A 22854-nucleotide genomic window follows, 5' to 3' on the forward strand; every position below is an offset into this window, starting at 1 on the left:
GAAACGTGCCGATTCAGCGCCGTTCCGCCATCAGCGCCACGAACCGGGCGAAGTGGTGGTCGGCATCGTGGGGACCGGGGCTGGCTTCCGGGTGGTACTGGATGCCGAAGACGGGCTGGTGACGCAGGGCCAGGGCGGCCACGGTGCGGTCGTTGAGGTTCAGGTGGGTGATCGCCACCCGCTCGGCGGGCAGGGAGGCCGCATCAAGGGCGAAGCCGTGGTTCTGGCTGGTGATCTCCACCGACCCGGGGGAACCGCAGGGGTGGTTGAGGCCGCGGTGGCCGTAGCCGAGCTTGAAGCTGCGGCCCCCCAGGGCCAGGCCGAGGATCTGGTGGCCCAGGCAGATGCCGAAGAGCGGCAGCTGCGGCTGCTGCAGCAGATCCCCGGCCAGGGCGATCCCCTCGGCCACGGCGGCCGGATCACCGGGGCCGTTGGAGAGGAACACCCCTTCCGGCTCCAGGGCCAGCACCTGCTGGAGGGTGGCGTCCGCCGGCAGGACGGTGACGGCACAGCCATGGGCCACCAGGCGCTCAAGGATGGCGCGCTTGATGCCGAAGTCGATCGCCACCACCCGGTAGGGACGGTCGGGACGGGGCTGGAGCCGGGTGTCGAAGGCGGCCGCACAGCTCCGGCTCCAGCTGTAGGGCTCCCGCGTGCTCACCTGGGCCGCCAGGTTGAGGCCGTCCATGGACGGGGCGGCCCGCACCTGGGCCAGCAACGTGGCGGGGTCGGTGCCGTCGCTGGCGATGGCGCCATTCAGGGCGCCACCCTCGCGCAGGTGGCGCACCAGGGCCCGGGTGTCGACCCCCCGGATGCCCACCACCCCCTGGCGCACCAGCCAGTGGTCGAGTGTCTCCTCGCAGCGCCAGCTGCTGGGCCTGGGGGCGAGCTGGCGCAGGATGCAGCCGCGGGCGTGGGCGTGGTCGGCTTCGAGGTCCTCGCCGTTGACGCCGGTGTTGCCCAGTTCGGGATAGGTGAAGGTGACCAGCTGGCCGGCGTAGCTGGGGTCGGTGAGCACCTCCTGATAGCCGGTCATGCCGGTGTTGAAGACCACCTCGCCGCAGACCTGGCCGCGGGCGCCGCAGGCCAGCCCCCGCAGCACGGTGCCGTCGGCCAGGACGAGAACGGCCGGCGTGGCGTCGTCGGGACTGGAGACCTCGGGGGCCGCCTGTGGGGTGTCCAGGGGGGGGTCGGCAGGAATTCCGATCATCCTTCAGACCCCGCCAGGGCGTCGCGCAGGGCCTCCAGCCTGGCCCAGGCGCTGCCGTCGCCCAGGGCCTGGCGGGCCCGCTCCAGACCCGCCGCGATGGACGGCGCCAGCCCCGCGGCCCACAGCACCAGGGCGGCGTTCAGGGCCACCACATCGGCCTGGGCCCGGGTGCCGCCGCCCTGCAGCACGGCCTCCAGGATGGCGCGGTTGGCCGCCACATCGCCGCCCCGGAGGGCCTCCAGATCCGCCGGGGCCAGCCCCAGCGCCGCCGGGTCGAGCCAGTCGCGACGCACCACGCCGTCCTCCAGCAGGCGCAGTTCGCTGGGGCCGGAGAGGGTGGCCTCATCGAGCCCGCCGTGGCCGTGGACGACGACGGCCCGTCGCTGGCCGAGGCGACGCAGGGCGTCGGCCATGGGATCGAGCAGGTCGGGCCGGGCCACACCCAGCACCTGGGCCTCCGGCGTCAGGGGATTGACCAGGGGTCCCAGCAGGTTGAAGACGGTCCGCACCCCGAGGGTGCGGCGCAGGGGGGCCATGCCCACCAGGGCCGGATGCCAGCCCGGGGCGAACAGGAAGGTGACGCCGGTGCGCGGCAGGGCCTCCACCACCGTGGCCAGGGGCGCCCCCAGATCCAGGCCGAGGGCCTCGAGCACGTCGGCCGATCCGACCCGGCCGCTGGCGCTGCGGTTGCCGTGCTTGGCCACATGGGCGCCGCAGGCGGCGGCCGTAAAGGCAACAGCGGTGGAGATGTTGAAGCTGTCGGCGCCGGCGCCGCCGGTGCCGCAGGTGTCGATCAGCTCCAGCGGCGGCCGCTCACCCGGCAGGGGGCAGGCCTGGCGCAGCACGGCGGCCATCGCCGCCAGCTCCTCGCCACTGGTGCCCTTGGCCCGCAGGGCGGCCAGCAGGCCGCCGGTGAGCACCGGGTCGATGCTGCCCTCCAGCCAGCCCCGCATCAGGGCCTCGGCCTGGTCGGCCTGGAGATCCCGGCCATCCAGGAGCTGTTCCAGCAGCCTGGGCCAGGTGGGGGAGGCGGACATCACCGAACGCTGAAGCATCAGCGGCAACTTACGGGAGTCCGGCCGAAGAGAGGAACGGGGGACAGGAGCGCAAGAAAAAAGCCCGGGTGCAGAGCACGCCGGGCCGGGTGATGGGGACCCTCCCACTATCGCCCGAAGTGGGCCGTTCTGACCAACGGACCCATCCGGCCGGCCGTCTGCCCTCAGCCGACGTCATCGGAGGCGGTGTCGAAGCCCGATCCCACGGCTTCGGCCACCGGTGCGGCACCGGGCCGGAACCCGGCCGCCCAGATGGCGCGGGTGCGGGCATGGAGCGCCGCGACGTCCAGTCCCCAGAGGCGCAGGATCCGCTCGAGGTCGTCACGGATGTCGGCGGCGCCGGGAAAGCCCGCGTAGCGCATCTGCAACCGGGCGGCATCCACCAGGTGGGCGTCCTCGGGGCGCTCCACCGCCAGCAGCCGGTCGACCGTCTCCCGGTCGATGGCATGGAGGGGGTGGTTCTGGTCGTCCATGGCCCGGGCGGCCCGGGGGCCAGGGGAGGGGTGCCTAGGTTAGGGATCCCCTTGCCCCGCCTTCCTGCATGGCTGCCCTGCGGCTGGATCTGATCGGGCGGTACCTCCGGCCCCACAGACGCACGGTGCTGGTGGGGGCCGCCGCCCTGGTGGTGGTGAACCTGCTGGGCGTGGCGATCCCGCTGGTGGTGCGGCAGTCGATCAACGAGCTCAAGCCGGGCTTCGTGCTGGCGGACGTGCTGGGGGTGGCGGGGCTGATCATCGTGATGGCCACCGTGATGGGGGCCACCCGTCTCTATTCCCGGATGCTGGTGTTCGGGGTGGGCCGCCAGGTGGAGGCGAGTCTCAAGGAGCGCATCTTCGACCACGTGCTCACCCAGGACCCCGGCTGGGTCCAGACCACCGGCAGCGGCGAGGTGATCAGCCGGGCCACCAGCGATGTGGAGAACATCCGCCGGCTGCTGGGCTTCGCCCTGCTGAGCCTCACCAACACGGTGCTGGCCTATGCCCTCACCCTGCCGGCCATGCTGGCGATCGATCCGCTGCTGAGCCTGGCGGCGGTCTCCCTCTACCCCGGCATGCTGATGGTGGTGCGCCTGTTCGGCGGCCGCATGATGAAGCAGCAGCGGCGCCAGCAGGAGGTGCTGGCCAACCTCAGCGACCTGGTCCAGGAGGACCTCAGCGGCATCGGCGCCATCAAGATCTACGGCCAGGAGGCCACCGAGGAGAAGGCCTTCGCCGACCTCAACAAGGTGTACCTGGACGCCCAGCTCTCCCTGGCGCGCACCCGCAGCACCCTGTTTCCGATGCTGGAGGGGATCGCCTCCCTGAGCCTGCTGCTGCTGCTGGCCCTGGGCAGCGGCCAGCTGGAGAACGGTCGGCTGAGCATCGGCGATCTGGTGGCCCTGATCCTGTTCGTGGAGCGCCTGGTGTTCCCGACGGCCCTGCTGGGCTTCACCCTCAACACCTTCCAGACCGGCCAGGTGAGCCTGGAGCGGGTGGAATCCCTGCTCAGCCATCCCCCCGCCATCGTCTCCCCCGCCGATCCGGTGCCCCCGGCCCGGCCGGCCCTCGGGGCGGTCGTGGCCCGGGGGCTCACGGTCCGCTACCCGGGGGCGGCGCAGCCCTCCCTGGAGAATCTCAGCTTCACGATCCGCCCCGGCGAACTGGTGGCGGTGGTGGGTCCGGTGGGCTGCGGCAAGACCACCCTGGCCCGGGCCCTGGGGCGGATGGTGGAGGTGCCGCCCGACCAGCTGTTCCTCGACGGCGTCGACGTGACGCGGCTGCGGCTGGGCGACCTGCGGCGCCAGGTGGCCCTAGTGCCCCAGGAGGGTTACCTGTTCACCGCCAGCCTCGCCGACAACCTGCGCTACGGCGACCCGGAGGCCGGCATGGACCGGGTCGAGGAGGCCGCCCGCCAGGCCCGCCTGGAGGGGGACATCAAGGGCTTCCCCGACGGCTACCGCACCCTGGTGGGGGAGCGGGGCATCACCCTCAGCGGCGGCCAGCGCCAGCGCACCGCCCTGGGACGGGCCCTGCTGGTGGACGCCCCCCTGCTGGTGCTCGATGACGCCCTGGCCAGCGTCGACAACACCACCGCCGCGGGCATCCTGCGTTCGGTGCGCGAAGAGCAGCGGCGCACGGTGGTGATGATCAGTCACCAGCTCTCGGCCGCGGCGGCCTGCGACCGGATCCTGGTCCTGGAAGGGGGACACCTGGTCCAGGAGGGCCACCACAATGAGCTGCTGCTGCAGGAGGGCACCTACCGCCGGCTCTGGGACCGGGAGGAGGCCGACCGCCAGCTCCAGGCCGCCTGAGTCCGGAAGACTGCGGGCCGCGAGGGGCGGTTTCAAACAGTTGTTGAGCCGCCCGCCTCCGGAGCGCCGGCTGGGCTTATCTGGAGAGGCCGTGGTTTCCCCAACGCCTGCCACGCCGTCCCCATGGCCCCCACCCCGTCGTTCCTCAGCCAGCAGCCGTACAACATCCGCTGCACCCTGACCTTCGGTGACATCTACGGCCAGGTGCTGATCTGGATGGCGGTGATCTTCGTGAGCCTGGCGGCGGGTCTGGCCCTGATGGGGGCCAGCCGCCCCCTGTTCGCCCTGGTGGGGGTGGGCCTGATCCTGGTGCTGTCGCTGCCCTTCCTGCTGTTCGCCTTCATCACCACCCTGCTGAACCACATCGCCCTGGTGCCGCAGCAGGACCAGCAGGGCCCTGCCTAGGTTGGTTTCCCCGCCAGGAAACACCGTGTTCGGCCTCTTCAGCAGCCCTGCGAGCGACCGCAGCCCTGCCCGGGACAGCAGCCTGCATGCGGTCCTCGGCACCCCCCTGACCGCCCCGCCGGCGGTGGGCCAGGCCGAGGCCCAGTTCGGCTGTGGCTGCTTCTGGGGGGCGGAGAAGGGGTTCTGGCGGCTCCCCGGGGTGGTCACCACCGCCGTGGGCTACGCCGGCGGCCAGCTCGCCTCCCCCACCTACGAGCAGGTCTGCAGCGGCCGCAGCGGCCACGCGGAGGTGGTGCGGGTGGTCTGGGACACCAGCCGGGTCTCCTTCGCCGACCTGCTGAAGCTGTTCTGGGAGTGCCACGACCCCACCCAGGGCAACCGCCAGGGCAACGACCGGGGCAGCCAGTACCGCTCGGCCATCTACGTCGACGACCCGGAGCTGCTCGCCCTGGCCGAAGCGAGCCGCCAGGCCTACCAGGGCGCCCTCGACGCCGCCGGCGGCGGCAGGATCACCACGGAGATCGCCAGCGGCCAGCGATTCCACTTCGCCGAGCCGTACCACCAGCAGTACCTGGCCAAGCCCGGCAGCCGTCCCTACTGCTCCGCCCAGCCCACCGGGGTTCCCCTGGGCGACTTCCCCGGCGCCAGCTACCTCCTTCCCGCCCGCGTGTGGGAAAGCTATGACTGGGCCATCCCCCATTGCGTCCTTCGCGGCGACAATGCGCCGATCGCCCTCGTCTGACCGCCTCCGCCATGGCCGCCCCCCCGCTGCTCGCGCTCGGACTTCTGCCGCTGCTGGCGATGCAGTCCCCGTGGTGGGAGAACTACGACATCCGCGAGCGCTTCCTCTGCGGTGACCGCCTTTCGGTGGTGCTGGAGCGCAACGCCTCCCAGGCCTCCCTGATCGCCGGCCGCACCCGCGCCACCCTGTTCCGGGAGGCCTCGGATGCGCCGGGTCTGCGCTACCAGAATGAATCCCTGCGGGTGATCCTGCGGGGCGACGAACTCACCCTGGAGCAGCTGCCCATCAAACGGGTCTGCGTGCGCAGCGAACAGGTATGAAGCCCCTCTCCGATCGGGTCGTGATCGTGGCCCTGATCGCCGCGGTGGGGATCTGTTTCGCCCTGGCCTTCTGGACCGTGCGCCTGAACCCCTCCGGCGAGCCTCCGCTGCAGTGGCGCCAGGGTGGGCCCAGTGCCATGGCGCCGGGCACCCCTGGTGCGGCCTTCCTGCCGTGAGAGACCCCGCCGAGGAGCAGGACCCGCCGAAGCGCCAGCTGCATCCGCTGCCCAGGGGGCTGGTGGAGCTCTACGGCCTGTTGGCGGTGCTGTTCGTTCTGGTACCCGAATGGATGGCCGGTGGAGCCCTGAAGGGCTTCCCGGAGGGTCGCGGGGGCTCGGAGCTGCCCCTGCCGTCGATGGCCTGGCAGCGGCTGCCGGAACTGCAGCTGGCCACCATGGGACTGGCGGAACTGCGGCTGCTGGCCCGTCGCGAGCACATCCGGGGGTACGCGGGCATGGCCCGTCAGCGGCTCACCAACCGGCTGATGCGACGGCTCTCCAGGCGGCGCGGGACCCCCAGGACGCTGTGATAGCTTCATGCCGCCGGGGCGTAGCGCAGCTTGGTAGCGCACCACTTTGGGGTAGTGGGGGTCGTGGGTTCAAATCCCGCCGCTCCGATTCAGCCGGCCCGCCGAATGTTCACCCCCCGTGGGTGCCGGTGGTCTTCCTTCCCGTCAGCTGATCCCGTCAGCTGATTTTTTTTGCCCATCTCCCGTATCCCGGGGCCTCGCCGGGCCTCAGCGCAGTCGGGTGAGCACGTTGAAGCGGACCAGCCAGAGGTTGACCCGTCGCCGCAGCCGGGGGGGCACCTCCTGCACCAGCTGGAACAGCTCCTGGGACGCCAACCGGCGCAGGGCCCGCACATCGACCCGCCAGAGGGCTTCGGCTTCGCGGATCAGCCGCGCCCAGGTCCGGGCCGTCTGCCAGCGGCGCACGGACTGCTGGGCGGGGTCAGCGCCATCAGCGGAGCCGGTCGGCGACCGGGTGACCATGGCTCCGACGCCGGAAGAACACCCCAAGGGTGGGGAGGCTGGCCGGCAGTGCCCGGGATCCCCGGTTCTGCTTCAAGGATCGAAACAAAAACGGAAGATCCCGACCGAACCGCCGCCGCCCTCAGGCGCTGTGGGCCAGCCGATCGGCGGGGACCGGATCCGCCACCAGCTCGACGGGGAAGGGCAGCGCTTCCACCTCCCGCCGGCTCAGCCGGCGGCTCCAGGCGCGCGGCACGGCCTCGTTCCAGCGGAAACCGGCCTCCTTGGCCCGGTGACGCTCGGCGTAGGGCAGTTCGGCGCGGTAGAGGCTGCGGGGCTCCTGGGCGGCCAGCAGCAGCGCCTCCAGATCGCCGCAGCGCTCGAACACCTGGGCCAGGTAGATGCAGTCGGTGAGGGCCCGGTGGGCGGCCCACACGGGGACCCCATAGGCGAGGGCCAGATCGCGGACCGAGGGGGTGCTGCGCAACTGGCGCTCGGCCGGCCAGCGGATGTCCTCCATCGAGCAGATCCAGGGGCGCTCCAGGGGCGGCAGGGGCCCCAGGCCGAACCACTGGCGATCGAAGGCGGCGTTGTGGGCCACCACGGCGTCACAGGCGGCGGCCATGGCCGCGAAACAGGCCAGGGCCTCCTGCCGGGGCTGCTCCAGCCGGGTCACGGCGGCGGGGATGCCGTTGATGGCCTCGGCGGCATTGGCCGGGCAGGGCAGCAGGAACGACACCTGGGTGAGCACGGCCCGGTGCGGCACGTGGAACAGGATCGCCCCCACCTCGATGCACTGCCCCTGGAGGGTGGAGAGGCCCGTGGTCTCCGTGTCGAGGATCAGCAGGGTCTCGGGCCCCCGGGGAAGGGCCCGCTGGGGACGCCCCGCGCAGGCCGGCAGGGTGATGGCAACGGGGCGCGGCGGTTCCACCGGGGCCTGGGGTGGCCAAGGGGCCGGCGGCGGCGCGGCCGGGACGGGGGCGGCCAGGGGCTCCGGGGCGGCCAGGCCCAGCAGGTCGTTCTGCTGCCAGAGACCGGGTTGCTCCTGCATCGGCGCCATCCGCACGCTGCCCCATGGTCGCAAGCCGGGCAAGACCCTCCGGCCCCACCCGCTGGAGCAAGGGCCAGGCGCCACCCGGCGGGCCCCGGGCCCGACCCCGCCGGTGCCGGCTTCCTAGGCTGGCTGGATCCTGCCCCGTCCCCCGCTCCGTGGCCCCAGCCCTCGCCCCCGGCGACACCGCCCCCCTGATCGCCCTCCCCGACCAGGACGGCACCGAGCGCCGCAGCGACCGCCTGGAGGGCAAGGCCCTGGTGCTGTTCTTCTATCCCAAGGACGAGACCCCCGGCTGCACCATGGAGGCCTGCGCCTTCCGCGACAGCTACCCCGACCTGCAGGCGCTCGGGGCCGAGGTGTGGGGCGTCAGCGGCGACGATGCCGCCAGCCACCGCCGCTTCGCCAACCGCCACAGGCTGCCCTTCCCCCTGCTGGTGGACGCGGGCAACAGGCTGCGCAAGGCCTTCGGCGTGCCCAGCGTGCTGGGGCTGCTGCCCGGCCGGGTCACCTACGTGATCGACGGAACGGGGGTGATCCGCCACGTGTTCAACAACCTGCTGGACGGCCCGGCCCACCGGCGCGAGGCCCTCGACGCCCTGCGCGGCCTCCAGGCCTCCTGAGCCGGCCCACGATCCAGCACGGGGGAACCGGACGATGACGGCGTGGCGACAGCAGGGGGAGCTCTGGCGGCTGGAGCCGCCGGGCCGGCCCCGCGGGCTGATCGAGTTCATCGGTGGCAGCTACCTGGCCGCCACCCCCCAGCTCAGCTACCGGCGCTGTCTCGAGGCCCTGGCGGCGCGGGGCTGGCGCATCCACGCCTGGAGCTACGTGCCGGGCTTCGACCACCAGGCCCAGGCCAACGCCGCCTGGCGCCTGTTCCGCCAGCAGCGGGAGGGGGTGATGGAGCCCCAGGCCCCGCCGGCCTCCGGTGGGGCCGCCTTCCCCCTGATCCGGCTGGGCCACAGCCTCGGCTGCAAGCTGCACCTGCTGGCCCCCGACGGCGGCCGCCGCTGCGATGGCCTGGTGGCCCTCAGCTTCAACAACTTCTCGGCCGAGCGCTCGATCCCCTTCCTGGCGGAGCTGGGCCAGCAGTTCCGCTTCCGCAGTGAGTTCAGCCCCTCCCCGGAGGACACCCTGCGGCAGATCGGCAGCAGCTACCGCCAGCCCCGCAACCTGGTGGTGCGCTTCAGCCGCGACACGATCGACCAGAGCGGACGGCTGATCGGCGTGCTGCAGGCCCGGGCCGGCGATGCCTCCACCCTGCTGGAACTGCCGGGGGATCACCTCACCCCGGCCAGCGGCGGGCTGCGCAAGCAGTTCCTGGGGGAGTGGGCCGATGATCCGGCCCGCCAGCGCTCCATGGAGCGGCTGGCCGAGCAGATCGGAGCCTGGTCTCAGACCCGCAGCTGATCGAGCACCGAGCGGTCCTCCAGGGTGGAGGTGTCGCCGCTGACGTCCTGCCCCGCCGCCAGGGACCGCAGGATGCGGCGCATGATCTTGCCGCTGCGGGTCTTGGGCAGGGCATCGGTGAAGCGGATCACGTCCGGCCGGGCGATCGGCCCGATCTCCAGCCCCACGTGCCGCCGCAGCTCGGCCTCCAGGGCCGTATCGCCGTCCACCCCCACATCCAGGGTCACGAAGGCGACAATCCCCTCCCCCTTGAGCTCGTCGGGCCGGCCCACCACTGCCGCCTCCGCCACGGACGGGTGGCTCACCAGGGCCGATTCGATCTCCATCGTGCCCAGCCGGTGGCCGGAGACGTTGATCACGTCATCAACCCGGCCCATCACCCAGAAGTAACCGTCCGCATCGCGGCGGGCGCCGTCGCCGGCGAAGTACAGCCAGCTGCCGTCGGCGGGGCGGATGTGCTCCCAGTAGCTGCGGCGGAAACGCTCCGGGTCGCCGTGGACGGTGCGCATCATCCCGGGCCAGGGGCGCCGCACCGCCAGGTAGCCCCCCTGCCCCGTCGGCACGCTGTTGCCCTCCAGGTCCACCACGTCGGCGGCGATGCCGGGCAGGGGCAGGGTGGCCGATCCGGGCTTGGTGGGGGTGGCCCCGGGCAGGGGGCTGATCATCACCCCGCCGGTCTCGGTCTGCCACCAGGTGTCCACCACGGGGCAGCGGTCGCCGCCGATCACATCCCGGTACCACATCCAGGCCTCGGGGTTGATCGGCTCACCGACGGTGCCGAGGATCCGCAGGCTGGCCATGTCGTACTGGTCGGGCACGGCGCGGCCGCTCTTCATGAAGGCCCGGATCGCCGTGGGGGCGGTGTAGAAGATCGTCACCTTGTGCTTCTGGATCACCTCCCAGAAGGCGCCGGGTTTGGAGGGGCGCGGCGCCCCCTCGTACATCAGCGTCGTGGCGCCGTTGGAGAGGGGCCCGTAGACGATGTAGCTGTGGCCCGTGATCCAGCCCACATCGGCGGTGCACCAGTGGATGTCGTCCTCACGGATGTCGAAGATCCACTGGAAGGTGAGGTGGGCCCAGAGGTTGTAGCCGGCGGTGGTGTGCACGACCCCCTTGGGCTTGCCGGTGGAGCCGGAGGTGTAGAGCACGAACAGCCGGTCCTCGCTGGCCATGGGCTCGGCCGGGCAGTCGGCGCTCTGGCCGTCCACCAGCTCATGCCACCAGACATCGCGGCCGGCCTCGAAGCCGGTGACCTCGCCGGTGCGCCGCACCACCAGCACGTGCTCGACGCTGGGGCACCCCTCCGCCAGGGCCTGGTCCACGGCGGGCTTGAGCGCCACGGCCTTGTCCTTGCGGAAGCCGCCGTCGGCGGTGATCACCAGCTTCACCTGCCCGTCGATCAGGCGGTCGCGCAGGGCCTCCGCCGAGAAGCCGCCGAACACCACCGAGTGGGGGGCACCGATGCGGGCGCAGGCCAGCATGGCGATGGCCGCCTCCGGCACCATCGGCATGTATAGGGCCACCAGATCGCCCTTGCCGACGCCGAGGGCCTTGAGGGCGTTGGCGGCACGGCAGACCTCGGCGTGCAGCTCGCGGTAGGTGAAGGAGCGGCCGTCGCCCGGCTCCCCCTCCCAGATCAGGGCCGTCTTGTCCGCCCGGGGGCCGTCCAGGTGGCGATCCAGGCAGTTGTAGGAGAGATTCGTGGTGCCCCCCTCGAACCAGCGGGCGAAGGGGGGGTTGCTCCAGTCGAGCACCGTGTCGAAGGGCTCGAACCAGTGCAGCTCGCGGCGGGCCGCCTCGCCCCAGAAGCCGTCGGGATCGGCCGCGGCCTGGGCCGCCAGGGCGTTGTAGGCCGCCATCGAACCGATGCGGGCCTCGGCGGCCAGCGCCGGCGGCGGGGCGAACTGCCGCTCTTCCTGGAGCACCGACTCGATGGTGGGGGAGGAGTCCTGGGTCATGGCGTGGCCTGCCGGGCAGGCTGGGGCATGGTGCATTCAACCGCAGCCGGGCCACGCTGGAGGACTCCGACCCCCTCCCATGCCCGCCTGGTTGACGATCCTGCTGGTGATGGGCCTGGTGATCGCCGTCCTGACCCCGAGCCGCCAGCAGTTCGCCTGGTTCCTGCGGCTGCGGCGCCCCCGCTGGCTCACCTTCGAGCGCTGGATCCCGCTGATCTGGTCGCTGATCTACCTCTGCTTCTACGCCTCGGCCCTGCTGCGCTGGCGGGCCGGTGGGGTGGCGGCGCCGCTGGCCATGGCCGGCTACCTGGTGCTGCTGGTGCTGGTGCAGAGCTACACGCTGCTGATCTGCCGCACCCGCCGGCTGGCCTGGGGAACGGCGGCGGGTGCGGCCGGCTGGATCTGGGGGCTGGCCCTGGCCCTGGCGACGCTGGCCGTCTCGCCAACGGCCGCTCTGCTGCTGGTTCCTTTCCTGCTCTGGAGCCCGATCGGCACGTTCGTCACCTGGCGGATGCAGCGGCTGAACCGCTGAGATCCCGCCGGCCGCCGGCGCCGGATGGGCGATCAGGGCTGCTCATCCCTGCTTGGCAAGTTCGCGCGGCGGCGTTAGCCAGGGGACGACCCCACGGGACTGGAGCGGAAGGCCATGGAGGAGCAGCCGATCACGCCCCATGCCGGCCCGACGCTGGACGCCGACGGCAACCTCACCTATGTGGGGGACGACGGCCGCCGCTACGTGGTGGGGCTGCCGCCGGACATCGACGAGGACAACGTCGAGAAGGTGATGACCCTGCTGCGGGGCGGCACGGCCCTGTTCCAGCAGATCGAGGGGCTCTGCCACCGCTGGATCAGCGAGGTGAGCGGCAGTGAGCTCGATGAGCGGGCCGCCCTGGTGCTGCTGCTCACCACCCTGGAGACCGCCCTGGAGGATCGCTACCCCGAGAACGATCCGTCCTGATGCAGGCTGGGGGAATGCCCCAGCGACCCGCCGCCTGCCTGTTCGATCTCGACGGACTGCTGCTGGACACCGAGCCCGCCCATGCCCGGGCCTGGCAGGCGGCGGCCAGCCGCTTCGGCCGGCCCCTCGATGAGCCCGAGCTGCTCAGCCTGCGGGGCCGCCGTCGGCTCGACTGCGCCAGCCAGGTGCGCCAGTGGATCCTCGCCGCGGGCGGCCCCCGCCTGAGCGAGGAGGAGCTGCTGGCGGTGCGCCAGCCCATCGCCGAGGCCCTGCTGGCCTCCGCCCCGGCCATGCCCGGTGCCGAGGCCCTGGTGCGGCGCTGCCGGGCCCTGGGGATCCCCATGGCGCTGGCCACCAGCAGTGCCCGACCGGCGGTGGACAGGAAGGTGGCCCCCCACCCCTGGCTGGCCCTGATCAGCGAACGGGTCCATGGCGATGATCCGGAGCTGGGCGACGGCAAGCCCGCCCCCGATCCCTTCCTGCTGGCGGCCCGCCGCCTCGGGGTGGCGCCGACCGCCTGCTGGGCCTTTGAGGATTCCAGCGCTGGTGTGGCCGCCGCCCTGGGGGCCGGCTGCCGGGTGCACGTGCTGCTGCCGCCCGGGGTGGGCTGCCAGGCCTATCCCGAGGACGTGGTCTGCCTGAACTCCCTGGAGGAGGTGGAGCTGGATCCCTAGGGCCGGATCAGTAGAGGCGGCTGAGGACGAATTCCGGCAGGGCCCGCAGGGCGCTGCGGGGCTCCGAGGGGGGCAGCCATTCGATCGCCTCATGGGCCTCGCGGGCGAAGCCCTCCGCCAGGGCCCGGGAACGGCCGATGGCCTCACAGCCGCGCACCATCGCCAGGGCCTGGTCGAGGTCGCCGGCCTCGCAGAACTCGCGCTCGATCAGACCCGCCAGGGCGGGGCGCTCCTCAAGGGCGTAGAGCACCGGAGCGGTGAGGTAGCCGGAGGCCAAATCGCTGGCGGCGGGCTTGCCGAGCTGCTGGTCGCTGGCGGTGAAATCAAGGATGTCGTCAACCACCTGGAAGGCCAGACCCAGCTGGCGGCCGAAGCGGTAGAGGGCGTCGAGCCGCGGTTCGCTGAGGCCGGTGAGCACCCCGGCGGCCCGGGCGCTGTTGGCGATCAGGGACGCGGTCTTGCAGTAGCTCTTCTCGAGGTAGGTCTCGAAGCTCTGGCCGGTGTCGTAGCGGAACAGGCCCTGGCGCACCTCGCCGTCGGCCAGATCCATGATCACGCGCGAGAGCAGCTTGACGACATCGAGATCGTCGAGGTTGGCGAGGTGCCAGCTGGCCTGGGCGAAGAGGAAATCGCCGGCCAGCACCGCGACGCGGTGGTTGAAGCGGCTGTGCACCGTGGCCACGCCGCGGCGGGTGGCGGCCCCGTCGACGACGTCGTCGTGGACGAGGGAGGCGGTATGGATCATCTCGGTGATCTCCGCCAGCCGCCGGTGGCGGGGGCTGAGGCCGCCGTCGGGGGCGATGGCCCGCGACAGCAGCAGCACGATCCCAGGCCGCAGCCGCTTGCCGCCGGCCGCGAACAGGTGCTCGGCGGCCGCCTGCAGGATCGGATGGCCGGCGCCGATCAGGCTGCGCAGGTCGGCCAGCAGGGCATCGAGGTCGGACTCCACCGGCTGGAGCAACTCTGCAACCGTCGCCACGTCACCTCCACGATGGAAGGATCCTAGGGGCCGTGCCTCAGTAGGCGCGGGTGGGCGACTGCAGGCTGACGCTGCGCACCGCCGGCCGACTGCCCAGCCAGGCGGCGGCCGCGCTGGCGAAGGCATCGGCGGGGCCGGGGACGCAGAAGCGGGTGCGCTGCAGGGGGGGCCGCACCGACTCCCCCGCCTGGTCCACCTCGGGGGAATCCCCCAGGCTGGCCAGCAGGGGGCCGAGGCGTTGGGCGGCCGCCAGGGCCGGGTCCACCAGCTGCACATCGGGGGGCAGCAGCTCGGCCAGCAGGGCCCGCAGCAGTGGGTAATGGGTGCAGCCCAGCACGACCGTGTCCACGTTCGCCGCCAGCAGCGGAGCCAGATAGTCGGCGGCGGCGGCCCGCAGTTCCGGGGCCTGCAGGTTGCCGGCCTCGATCAGGGGCACGAAGGCGGGACAGCCCACCTCCAGCACCCGCGCCGAGGGGCGGCAGGCCTGGATCGAGCGCCGGTAGGCGCCGCTGGCGGCGGTGGCCGGGGTGGCCAGCACCCCGACGTGATCGCTCGCCAGTTCGCTGGCCAGGCTGTCGATCAGCCCCACCACCGGCACGCCCGCCTCCGCCACCGCCACGTCCAGGGCCAGGGCATTGGAGGTGTTGCAGGCCATCACCAGCACCCCCACCCCCTGGAGCCGCAGCCAGTGCACCACCTCCGAGGCGATCGAGCGGATCTCCTCCTTGGAACGCTGGCCGTAGGGAACCCGGGCCGTGTCGCCCAGGTAGAGGCAGGGGGAGTGGGGGTAGAGGGCATGGACCTGGCGCAGCACCGTCAGCCCCCCCAGGCCGCTGTCGAACAGGCCCACCAGGAGGCTCAAGAGGCCCCCTGGAGAAAGTCGAGGATGCCGGTGCTGATCGCCACCGCCAGGCGGCGGCGGAAGGCGGGATCGGCCAGCCGCGGGGCATCGATGCGGCCGGTGACGAACCCCATCTCGGCGAGGGCCGCCGGCATCACCGTGCGGCGGATCACGAAGAAGCGCCCCGGCCGGGCCCCGCGGTCGGGCGTGCCCGGCGAGATCGCCATGATCCGGGACTGGATCGCCTGGGCCAGCCGCTGGGAGCTGCCCGACTGGAAATAGAACGTCTCGACGCCGTTCACGTCGGGGCGGGCCATGCTCAGGGCGTTGGCATGGATGCTGACGAACACATCGGCGTTGCTGCTGTTGGCGAGCGCCACCCGCGGCGGCAGGTCGACGTCCACCTCCGTGGTGCGGGTCATCAGCACCTGCACCCCCCGGGCCTGGAGCAGCTGGGCCACCTGCAGGCTCACATCCAGCACCACGTCGGTCTCCCGCAGGCCGCCGATCCCCACGGCGCCTGGATCGGGGCCGCCGTGGCCCGGGTCGATCACCACCCGGAAGCGGCCCCGGGGCACCACCGGCAGCCCGTCGGCGGAGATGGGCCGGCCGGAGGTGGCCCGGCCGCTGCTGCCGAAGCCGGAGGGGCGGGAGGCGGTCCAGCTGGAGGTGGGAGCGTCCATGTCGCCCTCGCCGACATTGCGGGTGAAGCCGCTCAGGGGCAGGCCGGTGAGGGAGAGGCGCCAGCGGTCGCTGGCCGTGCCCACCAGGCGCAGCTGGCGCGGGTCGAGCCGGGTGCCGGGACGGAATTCGAGCACCAGCCGGGTGGTGCCGGGGTCGGGCCGGCCGATGCGCACCTCCCGCACCAGGCCGCCGACGGGGACCGAGCGGCTGCGCTGGGGGGCACCCGGCAGGTCCACCCACACCCGGGGCCCGGTGACACCGGAGCCCTCCTCGTAGAAGGCCTGCAGCCGCACCCCCGGGGAGGTGCGCAGCTCCAGCACCCCCTCCCGGCTGAGCCGCCAGGCGGAAAGGGCGCTGGCCGCCCTGGCGGGAAGGGCCCCGAGCACCAGGGGCAGGGTCAGCAGCCAGGCGAATCGCGCCGCACGCACTCCCATCACCCCTCAGAACAACGCCGGATGGCGGTGCTGGAGGCTCGGCATCTGGGCACGGACCCTGGCCTCGTGGGCCATGTCCACCGGGGCCATCGCCAGGCCCGGCTCCACGCCGGCGTCCGCCATCACGGTGCCCCAGGGGTCGATCACCAGGGCATGGCCGTGGGTCTGGCGGCGGCCGTAGTGGAGGCCCGTCTGGGCGGGGGCCAGCACATAGGCGGTGTTCTCGATGGCCCGAGCCTGGAGCAGCACCTGCCAGTGGTCCTTGCCGGTGTAGGCGGTGAACGCCGCCGGGATCATCAGCAGCTGGGCGCCGGAACCGGCCAGCTGGCGGTAGAGCTCGGGGAAGCGGACGTCGTAACAGATCGAAAGCCCGACCCGGCAGAGGCCCGGCACATCGACCACCGGCGGAGGTTCATGGCCAGGCTGCACCGTGGCCGACTCCCGGTAGGTGATGCCGTCCGGCAGGTCCACATCGAAGAGGTGGATCTTGTCGTAGCGGGCCAGGAGCTGGCCTTCCCGGCCCACCAGCTCGGCGCGGTTGAAGGTCTGGCCCTCGCCGGCCGGCACCGGGAAGCCGCCCCCCAGCAGGGTGACCTGGTAGCGGCGGGCCATCGTCACCAGGAAGCGGCTGCAGCGCTCGGCCAGCAGCGGCGCCAGCTCCAGGCGGCGGGCGTCATCGCCCATGAAGGCGAAGTTCTCCGGCAGGCCGACCAGGTCGGCGCCGCGGCGGGCGGCCAGCTCGATCAGCTCCTCGGCCGCCGAGAAATTGGCGTCCGGGTCGGGCGTGCTGGTGAGTTGCAGCGCCGCTGCCAGAAAACTGCTCACCGCCGGACCGCTCCAAGACCGGCGAATCGTAAGGGAGCCGCCAAGGGGGGCAAGGAGCGCCTCAGCTGGCCCTCAGCACGCCGGGTTCGGCCTGGATCGGCACGATCTCGAGGCTGTCGACGGCGGCGCAGCAGGCGAAGTCGGCGTCGTGGTTGCCCAGCCCGATCAGGCGCTGGCCATGGCTGGCGCTGCGCAGGCAGGTCTCGGTGTCATGGCGCCACTGCTGCCAGAGGGCGAGGGCCGCCAGCATCTCGTCGTTGGCGCAGCGCACCCCCATGTGGGGCGCCACCGCCTGCTCGATGGCGGCGGAGGCCACGGCCCCGGCCGCCAGGCTGTCCTCGAGGGAGTAGTCCCCCTCCCAGCCGCTGCCCACGATCCAGACCCGCAGGGCCTGGCGTTCGATCAGCCGCCGGGCCACGGCGGTGCGGTTGGGCAGGCAGGCGGTGAGCAGCAGGGGCACGTCCCGGACCCGGTCGAGGGAGCGGGTGCCATTGGTGGTGCTCAGGAAGATGCGCTTGCTCTCCACCCGCTCCCGGGTCACCGCCAGGGGGGAGTTGCCCAGGTCGTAGCCCTCCACCCGCTTGCCGCCGCGTTCACCGGCCCGCAGCCGCCGGGCGGCCGGCCAGCCGGCGGCGGCGGCTTCGAGGCTGTCGAGGTCGGCGAAGGCCTGGATCGCCTCGGCCCCGTTCTCCAGGGCCCAGGCGATCGTGGTGGTGGCCCGCAGCACGTCAATGACCACGGCGGCGTCGGGGCCGTCCTCCTCGGGGGGCAGCAGGGGGGGGACCGCTTCGGAGGTGTGGAAATAGGAGAGCAGCACGGAACGCGATCGTCACGGGGGTGCGTCACAGTAGGCAGCAGCTCGACGGCGCAGGACGACGTGGCGGGGGTGGTGGCAGAAGGGATCGGCAACGCCCTGGGGCGGCAGCGCAATCTGCGCGATTTCATCGGCCTGCTGGAGAGGCGCGGCCAGCTGCGGCGCATCACGGCGCCGGTGGATCCGGACCTCGAACTGGCGGCGATCGCCGACCGGGTGCTGGCCATGGGAGGGCCGGCCCTGCTGTTCGAGAACGTCATCGGCTCCCCGATGCCGGTGGCGGTGAACCTGATGGGCACCGTCGAACGGGTGCTGTGGAGCATGGGCATGGAGCGGCCCGAGGAGCTCGAGGCCCTGGGGGAGCGGCTGGCCCTGCTGCAGCAGCCCCGGCCCCCCAAGGGCCTCAAGGAGGTGATGAAATTCGGCGGGGTGTTCTGGGACCTGGTGCGGGCCCGGCCCGACCTCGACCTCACCCCCCCCTGCCACCAGCAGGTGCTGAAGGGCGAGGCGGTGAACCTCGACCAGCTGCCCCTGCTGCGCCCCTGGCCGGGGGATGCCGGCGGGGTGATCACCCTCGGGCTGGTGATCACCAAGGACCCGGAGACCGGGGTGCCGAACGTGGGCGTCTACCGGCTGCAGCGCCAGTCGATCAACAGCGCCACCGTCCACTGGCTGAGCGTGCGGGGCGGGGCCCGGCACCTGCGCAAGGCGGCGGCCCTGGGCCGCAAGCTCGAGGTGGCGGTGGCCATCGGCGTCCATCCCCTGCTGGTGATGGCGGCGGCCACGCCGATTCCGGTGCAGCTGAGCGAATGGCTGTTCGCCGGCCTCTACGCCGGTGAGGGGGTGCGACTGGCCCGCTGCAAGACCCTCGATCTGGAGGTGCCCTCCCACAGCGAGGTGGTGCTGGAGGGCACGATCACGCCCGGGGAGGTGCTCCCGGACGGCCCCTGCGGCGACCACATGGGCTTCTACGGCGGTGAGGAGGACTCGCCCCTGGTGCGCTTCCACTGCGTCACCCAGCGGCAGGAGCCGATCTTCCTGACCACCTTCAGCGGACGGCCCCCCAAGGAGGAAGCGATGCTGGCGATCGCCCTGAATCGCATCTACACGCCGATCCTGCGGCAGCAGATCCCGGAGATCGTCGATTTCTTCCTGCCCATGGAGGGCCTCAGCTACAAGCTGGCGGTGATCGCCATCGACAAGGCCTACCCCGGCCAGGCCAAGCGGGCGGCGATGGCCTTCTGGAGCGCCCTGCCCCAGTTCACCTACACCAAGTTCGTGGTGGTGGTCGACAAGTCGATCGCGATCCGCGACCCACGCCAGGTGATCTGGGCGATCAGCGCCCAGGTGGATCCCCAGCGCGACCTGTTCGTGCTGGAGGACACCCCCTTCGACTCCCTCGACTTCGCCAGTGAGCGGCTGGGGCTCGGCGGCCGGCTCGCCATCGACGCCACCACCAAGATCGGCCCGGAGAAACGGCACGACTGGGGCCAGGCCCTGGGACGGGACGCCGCCCTGGAGGCCCGGGTCGATGCCCGCTGGAGCGAACTGGGCCTGGACGATCTGGGAGGCGGCGAGCCCGATCCCGCCCTGTTCGGCTACACCCTCGAGCACGTGCTGGAGCGCCTCGCGGCCGGCCGCTGATGCTGCGCCGCAGCGGCATCTACGCCCTCAAGGCCCTGCTGGAGCTGGCCCTCGATCCGCCCCGGTGGCAGTCGGTGACCTCCCTGGCCGAGGCCCAGGACCTGCCCGGCCCGATGCTGGAGCAGCTGATGCTCAAGCTGCGCCGGGCCGCCCTGGTGGAGGCCCGGCGGGGCCGTCAGGGGGGCTACCGGCTGCGGCGTCCGCCCGCGGAGGTGCCCCTGGCGGCGATCCTGGCGGCGGTGGAGGCCCCGGCCGGCAGCCTGATCACCCTGGCCGGCGCGGAGGGGGACCCCCGCCCCAGCGACCGGGTGACCCGGGTGCTCAACCGCCGGCTGCTGCAGGCCCTGGAGCGGGAACTGGACCAGCTGACCCTGGAGGACCTGCTGTTCGACCTGCGCAGTGCCCGGGCCGCCTTCAGCGATTCGGGGGGTCTGCTGCTGGGCTGAGGGAGGCCACGCCGATGAACATGACCGCCAGATCGTGGTCGAAGCCGACCTGGAAACCGCCGGTGCGGCGGTAGTGGATCAGCCGGCCCAGGGTGCGCAGCGGCCCCCGGCCGAACAGGTCCAGACCCCGCATCGTGACGGCAGCGAAGCCGCTGGCCTCCAGCCAGCGTCGCAGCTCCGCCGGGGGGACGAACCGCCGCCAGTCGTGGACGCCGGCGGGGATCAGCCGCAGCAGCGTCTCCAGCAGCCAGATCATGGTGAGCCGCGAGCGGACGGTGCGGTTGATGGTGTCGAAGCAGAGCGATCCTCCGGGGGTGAGCACCCTCCCCATCTCGGCGACCACGGCCTCGGGCCGATCGACATGCTCCAGCACATCGACGCAGACCACCACATCGAAGCTGCCGGCGGCGAAGGGGAGCTCCTCCGCGATCCCCACCCGGTACGTGATCTCCAGGCCCGAGGCGGCCGCATGGCTGCGGGCCGCCGCGATGCAGGCGGCGGAGCGATCGATGCCCGTGACCACGGCGCCGCGACGGGCGAGGAATTCGCAGGTGTAGCCACCGCCGCAACCCACGTCCAGAACCCGCCGATTCTCCCAGTGGGTGATGAACTGATCGAAGAAGAGAAAGCGGGGTGGATTGAGTCGGCTGAGGGGAAAGATCGTCGCCGACGGCTCCCACCAGCTGGCCGCCTGCTGATCGTAGAATGCAAGATTGTTGCGCAGCAAGGTGACGCCAAGGTCGGTCTCGATCATTATCCCGACCCTCAACGAAGCCAGCCATCTTGGGCGCACGCTGCAGCAGCTGGAGATCCTCGATCCAGCGGCCATCGAGGTGATCGTGGTGGATGGCGGCAGCACCGATGCCACCCTGGCCAGGGCCCACGTGCACGGCTGCCGCGTGATCCGTTCGCCACGGCCGGGGCGGGCGGTGCAGATGAACCGGGGGGCGGCGGCGGCCCGCGGCGACATTCTCTGCTTTCTCCATGCCGACACCCTGGTGCCCTCGGATCTGGTGCGGCTGGTGGGCGTCACCCTGGCCGACCCGACCACCAGCGGCGGCGGCTTCCTGGCCCTGATGCGGGGCGCCGACCACACCCGCTGGGGCGTGAGCCTGCACAACGCCCTCAAGACCCACTACGCCGCCCTGCTGTTCCGGCCCCACCGCTACCTGCTGAAGGGCTTCCGGGTGCTGTTCGGCGACCAGGCCATGTTCTGCCGGCGCAGCGATTTCATGCGCTGCGGCGGCTTCGACGAGCGCCTGCCGATCATGGAGGATGCCGATCTGTGCGACCGGCTGGGCCGCCTGGGCCGCATCCGGCAGCTCAACCGGGTGGTGGAGACCTCCGACCGCCGGGTGGCACGCTGGGGCTCCTGGAAGGCCACGGGGATCTATCTGCTGATCGGCCTGCTCTGGGGCCTGGGGGTGCCGGCGGAGAGGCTGAAGCGCCTCTACGGCGATGTCAGGGACTGACTCCCTCCGCCTGGCGCGCAACCGTTGAGGGCCCAGTCGTAGGGGAGCCAGGCGATCCGGACGCCGGCCGGCAGGTCCAGCTCCGGGCGGTGGCGCCCCACGTAGGCGGCGATCGAGGGGGCCGCTGCCAGGAAGTCCCGGCGGTACCACTGGAAGATCCGGCTGCAGTGCAGGGTGCGGCGGGACGGATCGAACCGGAGCTTCAGGGGGTTGCGCAGGAAGCGGTGGGCGTCCTCCTCCAGCTGGGCCGCGATCCGCTCGGGGCGGTAGGCCTCCGGCCGCAGCAGGGGGCAGCCCCTGGCGGCGCAGACCAGGGCGAAATGGAGGCGGGGGTCAGCGAAGCGGGGCCGCAGGATCCCGTGCTCGATCCGATCGAGGCTGAGGGGCTGCCCCTGCAGGCTGACCGCCGGGCGGGAGAAGAAGGACAGGAACGCCGGCCAGTTGGGCACCCCGGCGACGGTGGGGCGGATCGAGGCCAGGGGGTAGCGGGCCAGCACCTGGCGGATCACCAGGGCGTTGTAGAGGTTGATCCAGAGGGCGAACGCCTCGGGCCCGGTGCCGGGATCCGGATCGAAAGGCCGCTGCGCCGCCAGCCAGCCCTCCAGTTCGGCCGCACCCTGTCGTTGCCAGGCGGCGTAGTCCACCCGGCCCTCCCCATCGACATGGCGGCGCAGCAGGCCATCCCAGACGGCGACGTCGATCATGGGGCGACCCATCCGGGCCCCATCGTTCCATGCCCTTCTCCAGGGCCGCCGCCGGCCGCCGGGCCATTGCCGCTGGCCTGCGCCGGCTGGCCTGGCCCCTGCTGATCCGCTGGATCCGCCGTCGCTTCCCGGACGTGGCCGTGATCAGCTGTGAGGAACTGGCCGATCGGCTGGCCGGCGGGGGTCCCGCGCCGCTGCTGATCGATGCCCGCGGGCCGGAGGAATTCGCCCTCAGCCACCTGGCCGGCGCCCGCCGGCTTGCCGCGCCGGACGTCTCGGGAGCGGCGGCACTGGCGCGGGAAGCGGCGATCGTCGTCTACTGCTCGGTGGGGTACCGATCCGCCCGGCTGGCCCGATCGCTGCGGCGGGCCGGCTTCTCCGACGTGCGCAACCTGGAGGGGTCCCTGTTCCGCTGGGCCAACCTGGGGCTGCCGCTGGCGGGCACCGGCTCCGGCCGGCCCCGGGTCCATCCCTTCCATCCCTGCTGGGGGCTGCTCCTGGAGCCCGAGCCCCCGGGGGCTGGTGATCCGTACCCGGACGGCCACGGAGGGGATTCCTAGACTCATGAGATGGTTCCCGCCCCCTCCCTTCCCGATCCCGCCGGCCCGCTGCTGGAGGAGATCCTGGTGCCGCTGCTGCAGGACTACGCCGAGTCCTTCGATCGCGGCCTGCTGCTGCTCGACCATTGCCCGGAGGCGGTGATGGCCGCCCCTGACCAGGAGGAGCTGCGGCAGCGGCTCGATGAAGCCCGCCGCTCCCTGGCGGCGGCCCGGGCCCTTCGGGCCGCCGCCCCCACCCCCATGGGTCTGGCCATGGAGACGATCACCCCCTGGCACCGGCTGGTGGTCGAGGTCTGGAGCCTCTCGGCCAGGCTGCGGGCCGTCGGGATCCGGCCCTGACGGAGGGCCCTGGTGGCGGGCTCCGATCCGGCCGCTCCATAGGATCGCCCCAGTCGGCACCCCCAG

At 72.4% G+C, this 22854-nt stretch carries 29 protein-coding genes and 1 tRNA gene; 17 read left to right on the forward strand and 13 right to left on the reverse strand.

Annotated elements, in window-relative coordinates:
* Positions 1–13 precede the first annotated feature (13 nt).
* From carA to L107_RS06550, 3 genes are all read right to left on the reverse strand, one after another.
* Positions 14–1210: a glutamine-hydrolyzing carbamoyl-phosphate synthase small subunit gene (carA, locus tag L107_RS06540; protein WP_236550538.1), complete on the reverse strand. Its 1197-nt coding sequence runs from the start codon at positions 1208–1210 to the stop codon at positions 14–16.
* Positions 1207–2247: an anthranilate phosphoribosyltransferase gene (gene trpD, locus L107_RS06545; RefSeq protein WP_201295821.1), complete on the reverse strand. Its 1041-nt coding sequence runs from the start codon at positions 2245–2247 to the stop codon at positions 1207–1209. Before trpD ends, carA begins: the two co-directional genes overlap by 4 nt.
* Before the next feature lie 182 nt (positions 2248–2429).
* Entirely contained in the window at positions 2430–2738 is a 309-nt protein-coding gene (locus L107_RS06550) for a DUF3288 family protein (RefSeq protein ID WP_106219893.1), read from the reverse strand.
* A gap of 68 nt (positions 2739–2806) precedes the next feature.
* Between L107_RS06550 and L107_RS06555 the strand changes: the two genes are divergently transcribed.
* The 7 genes from L107_RS06555 (at position 2807) to L107_RS06585 (ending at position 6639) form a co-directional block, all read left to right on the forward strand.
* Positions 2807–4555 (forward strand): ABC transporter ATP-binding protein, encoded by a 1749-nt coding sequence (locus L107_RS06555; RefSeq protein ID WP_159817198.1) that lies wholly within the window; start codon positions 2807–2809, stop codon positions 4553–4555.
* A gap of 123 nt (positions 4556–4678) precedes the next feature.
* Positions 4679–4960, forward strand: a complete 282-nt coding sequence (locus L107_RS06560) for a hypothetical protein (RefSeq protein ID WP_106219891.1) — start codon at positions 4679–4681, stop codon at positions 4958–4960.
* Positions 4961–4985: 25 nt separating this feature from the next.
* The gene (msrA, locus tag L107_RS06565; protein WP_159817200.1) at positions 4986–5702 is read left to right on the forward strand and encodes a peptide-methionine (S)-S-oxide reductase MsrA; all 717 of its coding nucleotides are present in this window, start codon (positions 4986–4988) and stop codon (positions 5700–5702) included.
* 11 nt (positions 5703–5713) lie between these two features.
* Positions 5714–6022: a hypothetical protein gene (locus tag L107_RS06570; RefSeq protein ID WP_106219889.1), complete on the forward strand. Its 309-nt coding sequence runs from the start codon at positions 5714–5716 to the stop codon at positions 6020–6022.
* Positions 6019–6198 (forward strand): hypothetical protein, encoded by a 180-nt coding sequence (locus L107_RS06575; RefSeq protein WP_159817202.1) that lies wholly within the window; start codon positions 6019–6021, stop codon positions 6196–6198. Before L107_RS06570 ends, L107_RS06575 begins: the two co-directional genes overlap by 4 nt.
* A complete protein-coding gene (locus L107_RS06580; protein ID WP_159817204.1) occupies positions 6195–6551 on the forward strand; it encodes a hypothetical protein in 357 nt (118 codons plus the stop codon). Before L107_RS06575 ends, L107_RS06580 begins: the two co-directional genes overlap by 4 nt.
* A 14-nt stretch (positions 6552–6565) precedes the next feature.
* Positions 6566–6639, forward strand: a tRNA-Pro gene (locus L107_RS06585).
* Positions 6640–6758: 119 nt separating this feature from the next.
* Here the strand turns inward: L107_RS06585 and L107_RS06590 are convergent.
* Both L107_RS06590 and L107_RS06595 read right to left on the reverse strand, forming a co-directional pair.
* Entirely contained in the window at positions 6759–7013 is a 255-nt protein-coding gene (locus tag L107_RS06590; protein WP_106219886.1) for a hypothetical protein, read from the reverse strand.
* Between the two features lie 121 nt (positions 7014–7134).
* Positions 7135–8043, reverse strand: coding sequence for a 3'-5' exonuclease (locus L107_RS06595; RefSeq protein ID WP_159817206.1), 909 nt, complete (start codon positions 8041–8043; stop codon positions 7135–7137).
* Between the two features lie 158 nt (positions 8044–8201).
* Between L107_RS06595 and L107_RS06600 the strand changes: the two genes are divergently transcribed.
* Both L107_RS06600 and L107_RS06605 read left to right on the forward strand, forming a co-directional pair.
* Positions 8202–8666, forward strand: coding sequence for a peroxiredoxin (locus tag L107_RS06600; RefSeq protein WP_159817208.1), 465 nt, complete (start codon positions 8202–8204; stop codon positions 8664–8666).
* A 34-nt stretch (positions 8667–8700) separates the two neighbouring features.
* On the forward strand, positions 8701–9456 hold the full coding sequence (locus tag L107_RS06605) for a DUF1350 family protein (protein WP_159817210.1): 756 nt from the start codon (positions 8701–8703) through the stop codon (positions 9454–9456).
* Here L107_RS06605 and acs read toward each other — a convergent pair.
* On the reverse strand, positions 9441–11414 hold the full coding sequence (acs, locus tag L107_RS06610; protein ID WP_159817212.1) for an acetate--CoA ligase: 1974 nt from the start codon (positions 11412–11414) through the stop codon (positions 9441–9443). The two genes, L107_RS06605 and acs, sit on opposite strands and share 16 nt — an antisense overlap.
* A 79-nt stretch (positions 11415–11493) precedes the next feature.
* Here acs and L107_RS06615 point away from each other — a divergent pair, with 79 nt between their 5' ends.
* The 3 genes from L107_RS06615 (at position 11494) to L107_RS06625 (ending at position 13046) form a co-directional block, all read left to right on the forward strand.
* On the forward strand, positions 11494–11946 hold the full coding sequence (locus L107_RS06615; protein WP_159817213.1) for a TspO/MBR family protein: 453 nt from the start codon (positions 11494–11496) through the stop codon (positions 11944–11946).
* Between the two features lie 114 nt (positions 11947–12060).
* The gene (locus tag L107_RS06620; protein ID WP_015108066.1) at positions 12061–12372 is read left to right on the forward strand and encodes a hypothetical protein; all 312 of its coding nucleotides are present in this window, start codon (positions 12061–12063) and stop codon (positions 12370–12372) included.
* Between the two features lie 14 nt (positions 12373–12386).
* Positions 12387–13046 (forward strand): HAD family phosphatase, encoded by a 660-nt coding sequence (locus L107_RS06625; RefSeq protein ID WP_159817215.1) that lies wholly within the window; start codon positions 12387–12389, stop codon positions 13044–13046.
* 7 nt (positions 13047–13053) lie between these two features.
* On the opposite strand, the gene sds is transcribed toward L107_RS06625, so the two are convergent.
* The 5 genes from sds to L107_RS06650 form a co-directional block, all read right to left on the reverse strand.
* Positions 13054–14025 (reverse strand): solanesyl diphosphate synthase, encoded by a 972-nt coding sequence (gene sds / locus L107_RS06630; protein WP_159817217.1) that lies wholly within the window; start codon positions 14023–14025, stop codon positions 13054–13056.
* A gap of 37 nt (positions 14026–14062) precedes the next feature.
* A complete protein-coding gene (gene murI, locus L107_RS06635) occupies positions 14063–14887 on the reverse strand; it encodes a glutamate racemase (RefSeq protein ID WP_159817219.1) in 825 nt (274 codons plus the stop codon).
* On the reverse strand, positions 14884–15984 hold the full coding sequence (locus tag L107_RS06640) for an N-acetylmuramoyl-L-alanine amidase (RefSeq protein ID WP_159817221.1): 1101 nt from the start codon (positions 15982–15984) through the stop codon (positions 14884–14886). Before L107_RS06640 ends, murI begins: the two co-directional genes overlap by 4 nt.
* A 6-nt stretch (positions 15985–15990) precedes the next feature.
* Complete coding sequence (locus L107_RS06645; RefSeq protein ID WP_106219878.1) at positions 15991–16809, reverse strand: carbon-nitrogen hydrolase family protein; 819 nt, start codon at positions 16807–16809, stop codon at positions 15991–15993.
* A gap of 61 nt (positions 16810–16870) precedes the next feature.
* Positions 16871–17626 carry a 2-phosphosulfolactate phosphatase family protein gene (locus tag L107_RS06650; RefSeq protein WP_159817223.1) on the reverse strand — a complete coding sequence of 252 codons (756 nt, stop codon included), beginning with the start codon at positions 17624–17626 and terminating at the stop codon, positions 16871–16873.
* Between the two features lie 72 nt (positions 17627–17698).
* On the opposite strand from L107_RS06650, the gene L107_RS06655 reads away from it, so the two are divergent.
* Together L107_RS06655 and L107_RS06660 are read left to right on the forward strand one after the other, a co-directional pair.
* Complete coding sequence (locus tag L107_RS06655) at positions 17699–19267, forward strand: UbiD family decarboxylase (protein ID WP_236550539.1); 1569 nt, start codon at positions 17699–17701, stop codon at positions 19265–19267.
* On the forward strand, positions 19267–19713 hold the full coding sequence (locus L107_RS06660) for an Rrf2 family transcriptional regulator (protein WP_159817225.1): 447 nt from the start codon (positions 19267–19269) through the stop codon (positions 19711–19713). The genes L107_RS06655 and L107_RS06660 overlap by 1 nt, the downstream gene beginning before the upstream one ends.
* Here the strand turns inward: L107_RS06660 and ubiG are convergent.
* A complete protein-coding gene (gene ubiG / locus L107_RS06665; RefSeq protein ID WP_236550540.1) occupies positions 19682–20467 on the reverse strand; it encodes a bifunctional 2-polyprenyl-6-hydroxyphenol methylase/3-demethylubiquinol 3-O-methyltransferase UbiG in 786 nt (261 codons plus the stop codon). The genes L107_RS06660 and ubiG overlap by 32 nt on opposite strands.
* On the opposite strand from ubiG, the gene L107_RS06670 reads away from it, so the two are divergent.
* A complete protein-coding gene (locus L107_RS06670; protein ID WP_159817227.1) occupies positions 20442–21185 on the forward strand; it encodes a TIGR04283 family arsenosugar biosynthesis glycosyltransferase in 744 nt (247 codons plus the stop codon). The two genes, ubiG and L107_RS06670, sit on opposite strands and share 26 nt — an antisense overlap.
* On the opposite strand, the gene L107_RS06675 is transcribed toward L107_RS06670, so the two are convergent.
* Positions 21164–21889, reverse strand: coding sequence for a DUF547 domain-containing protein (locus L107_RS06675; protein WP_159817229.1), 726 nt, complete (start codon positions 21887–21889; stop codon positions 21164–21166). The two genes, L107_RS06670 and L107_RS06675, sit on opposite strands and share 22 nt — an antisense overlap.
* Before the next feature lie 29 nt (positions 21890–21918).
* Here L107_RS06675 and L107_RS06680 point away from each other — a divergent pair, with 29 nt between their 5' ends.
* On the forward strand, positions 21919–22449 hold the full coding sequence (locus L107_RS06680) for a rhodanese-like domain-containing protein (protein ID WP_159817231.1): 531 nt from the start codon (positions 21919–21921) through the stop codon (positions 22447–22449).
* A 9-nt stretch (positions 22450–22458) separates the two neighbouring features.
* Complete coding sequence (locus tag L107_RS06685; RefSeq protein ID WP_159817233.1) at positions 22459–22788, forward strand: DUF2605 family protein; 330 nt, start codon at positions 22459–22461, stop codon at positions 22786–22788.
* Positions 22789–22854 lie beyond the last annotated feature (66 nt).

The sequence above is a fragment of the Cyanobium sp. Copco_Reservoir_LC18 genome (genome assembly GCF_009834675.1).
Taxonomy (GTDB): domain Bacteria; phylum Cyanobacteriota; class Cyanobacteriia; order PCC-6307; family Cyanobiaceae; genus Cyanobium; species Cyanobium minutissimum.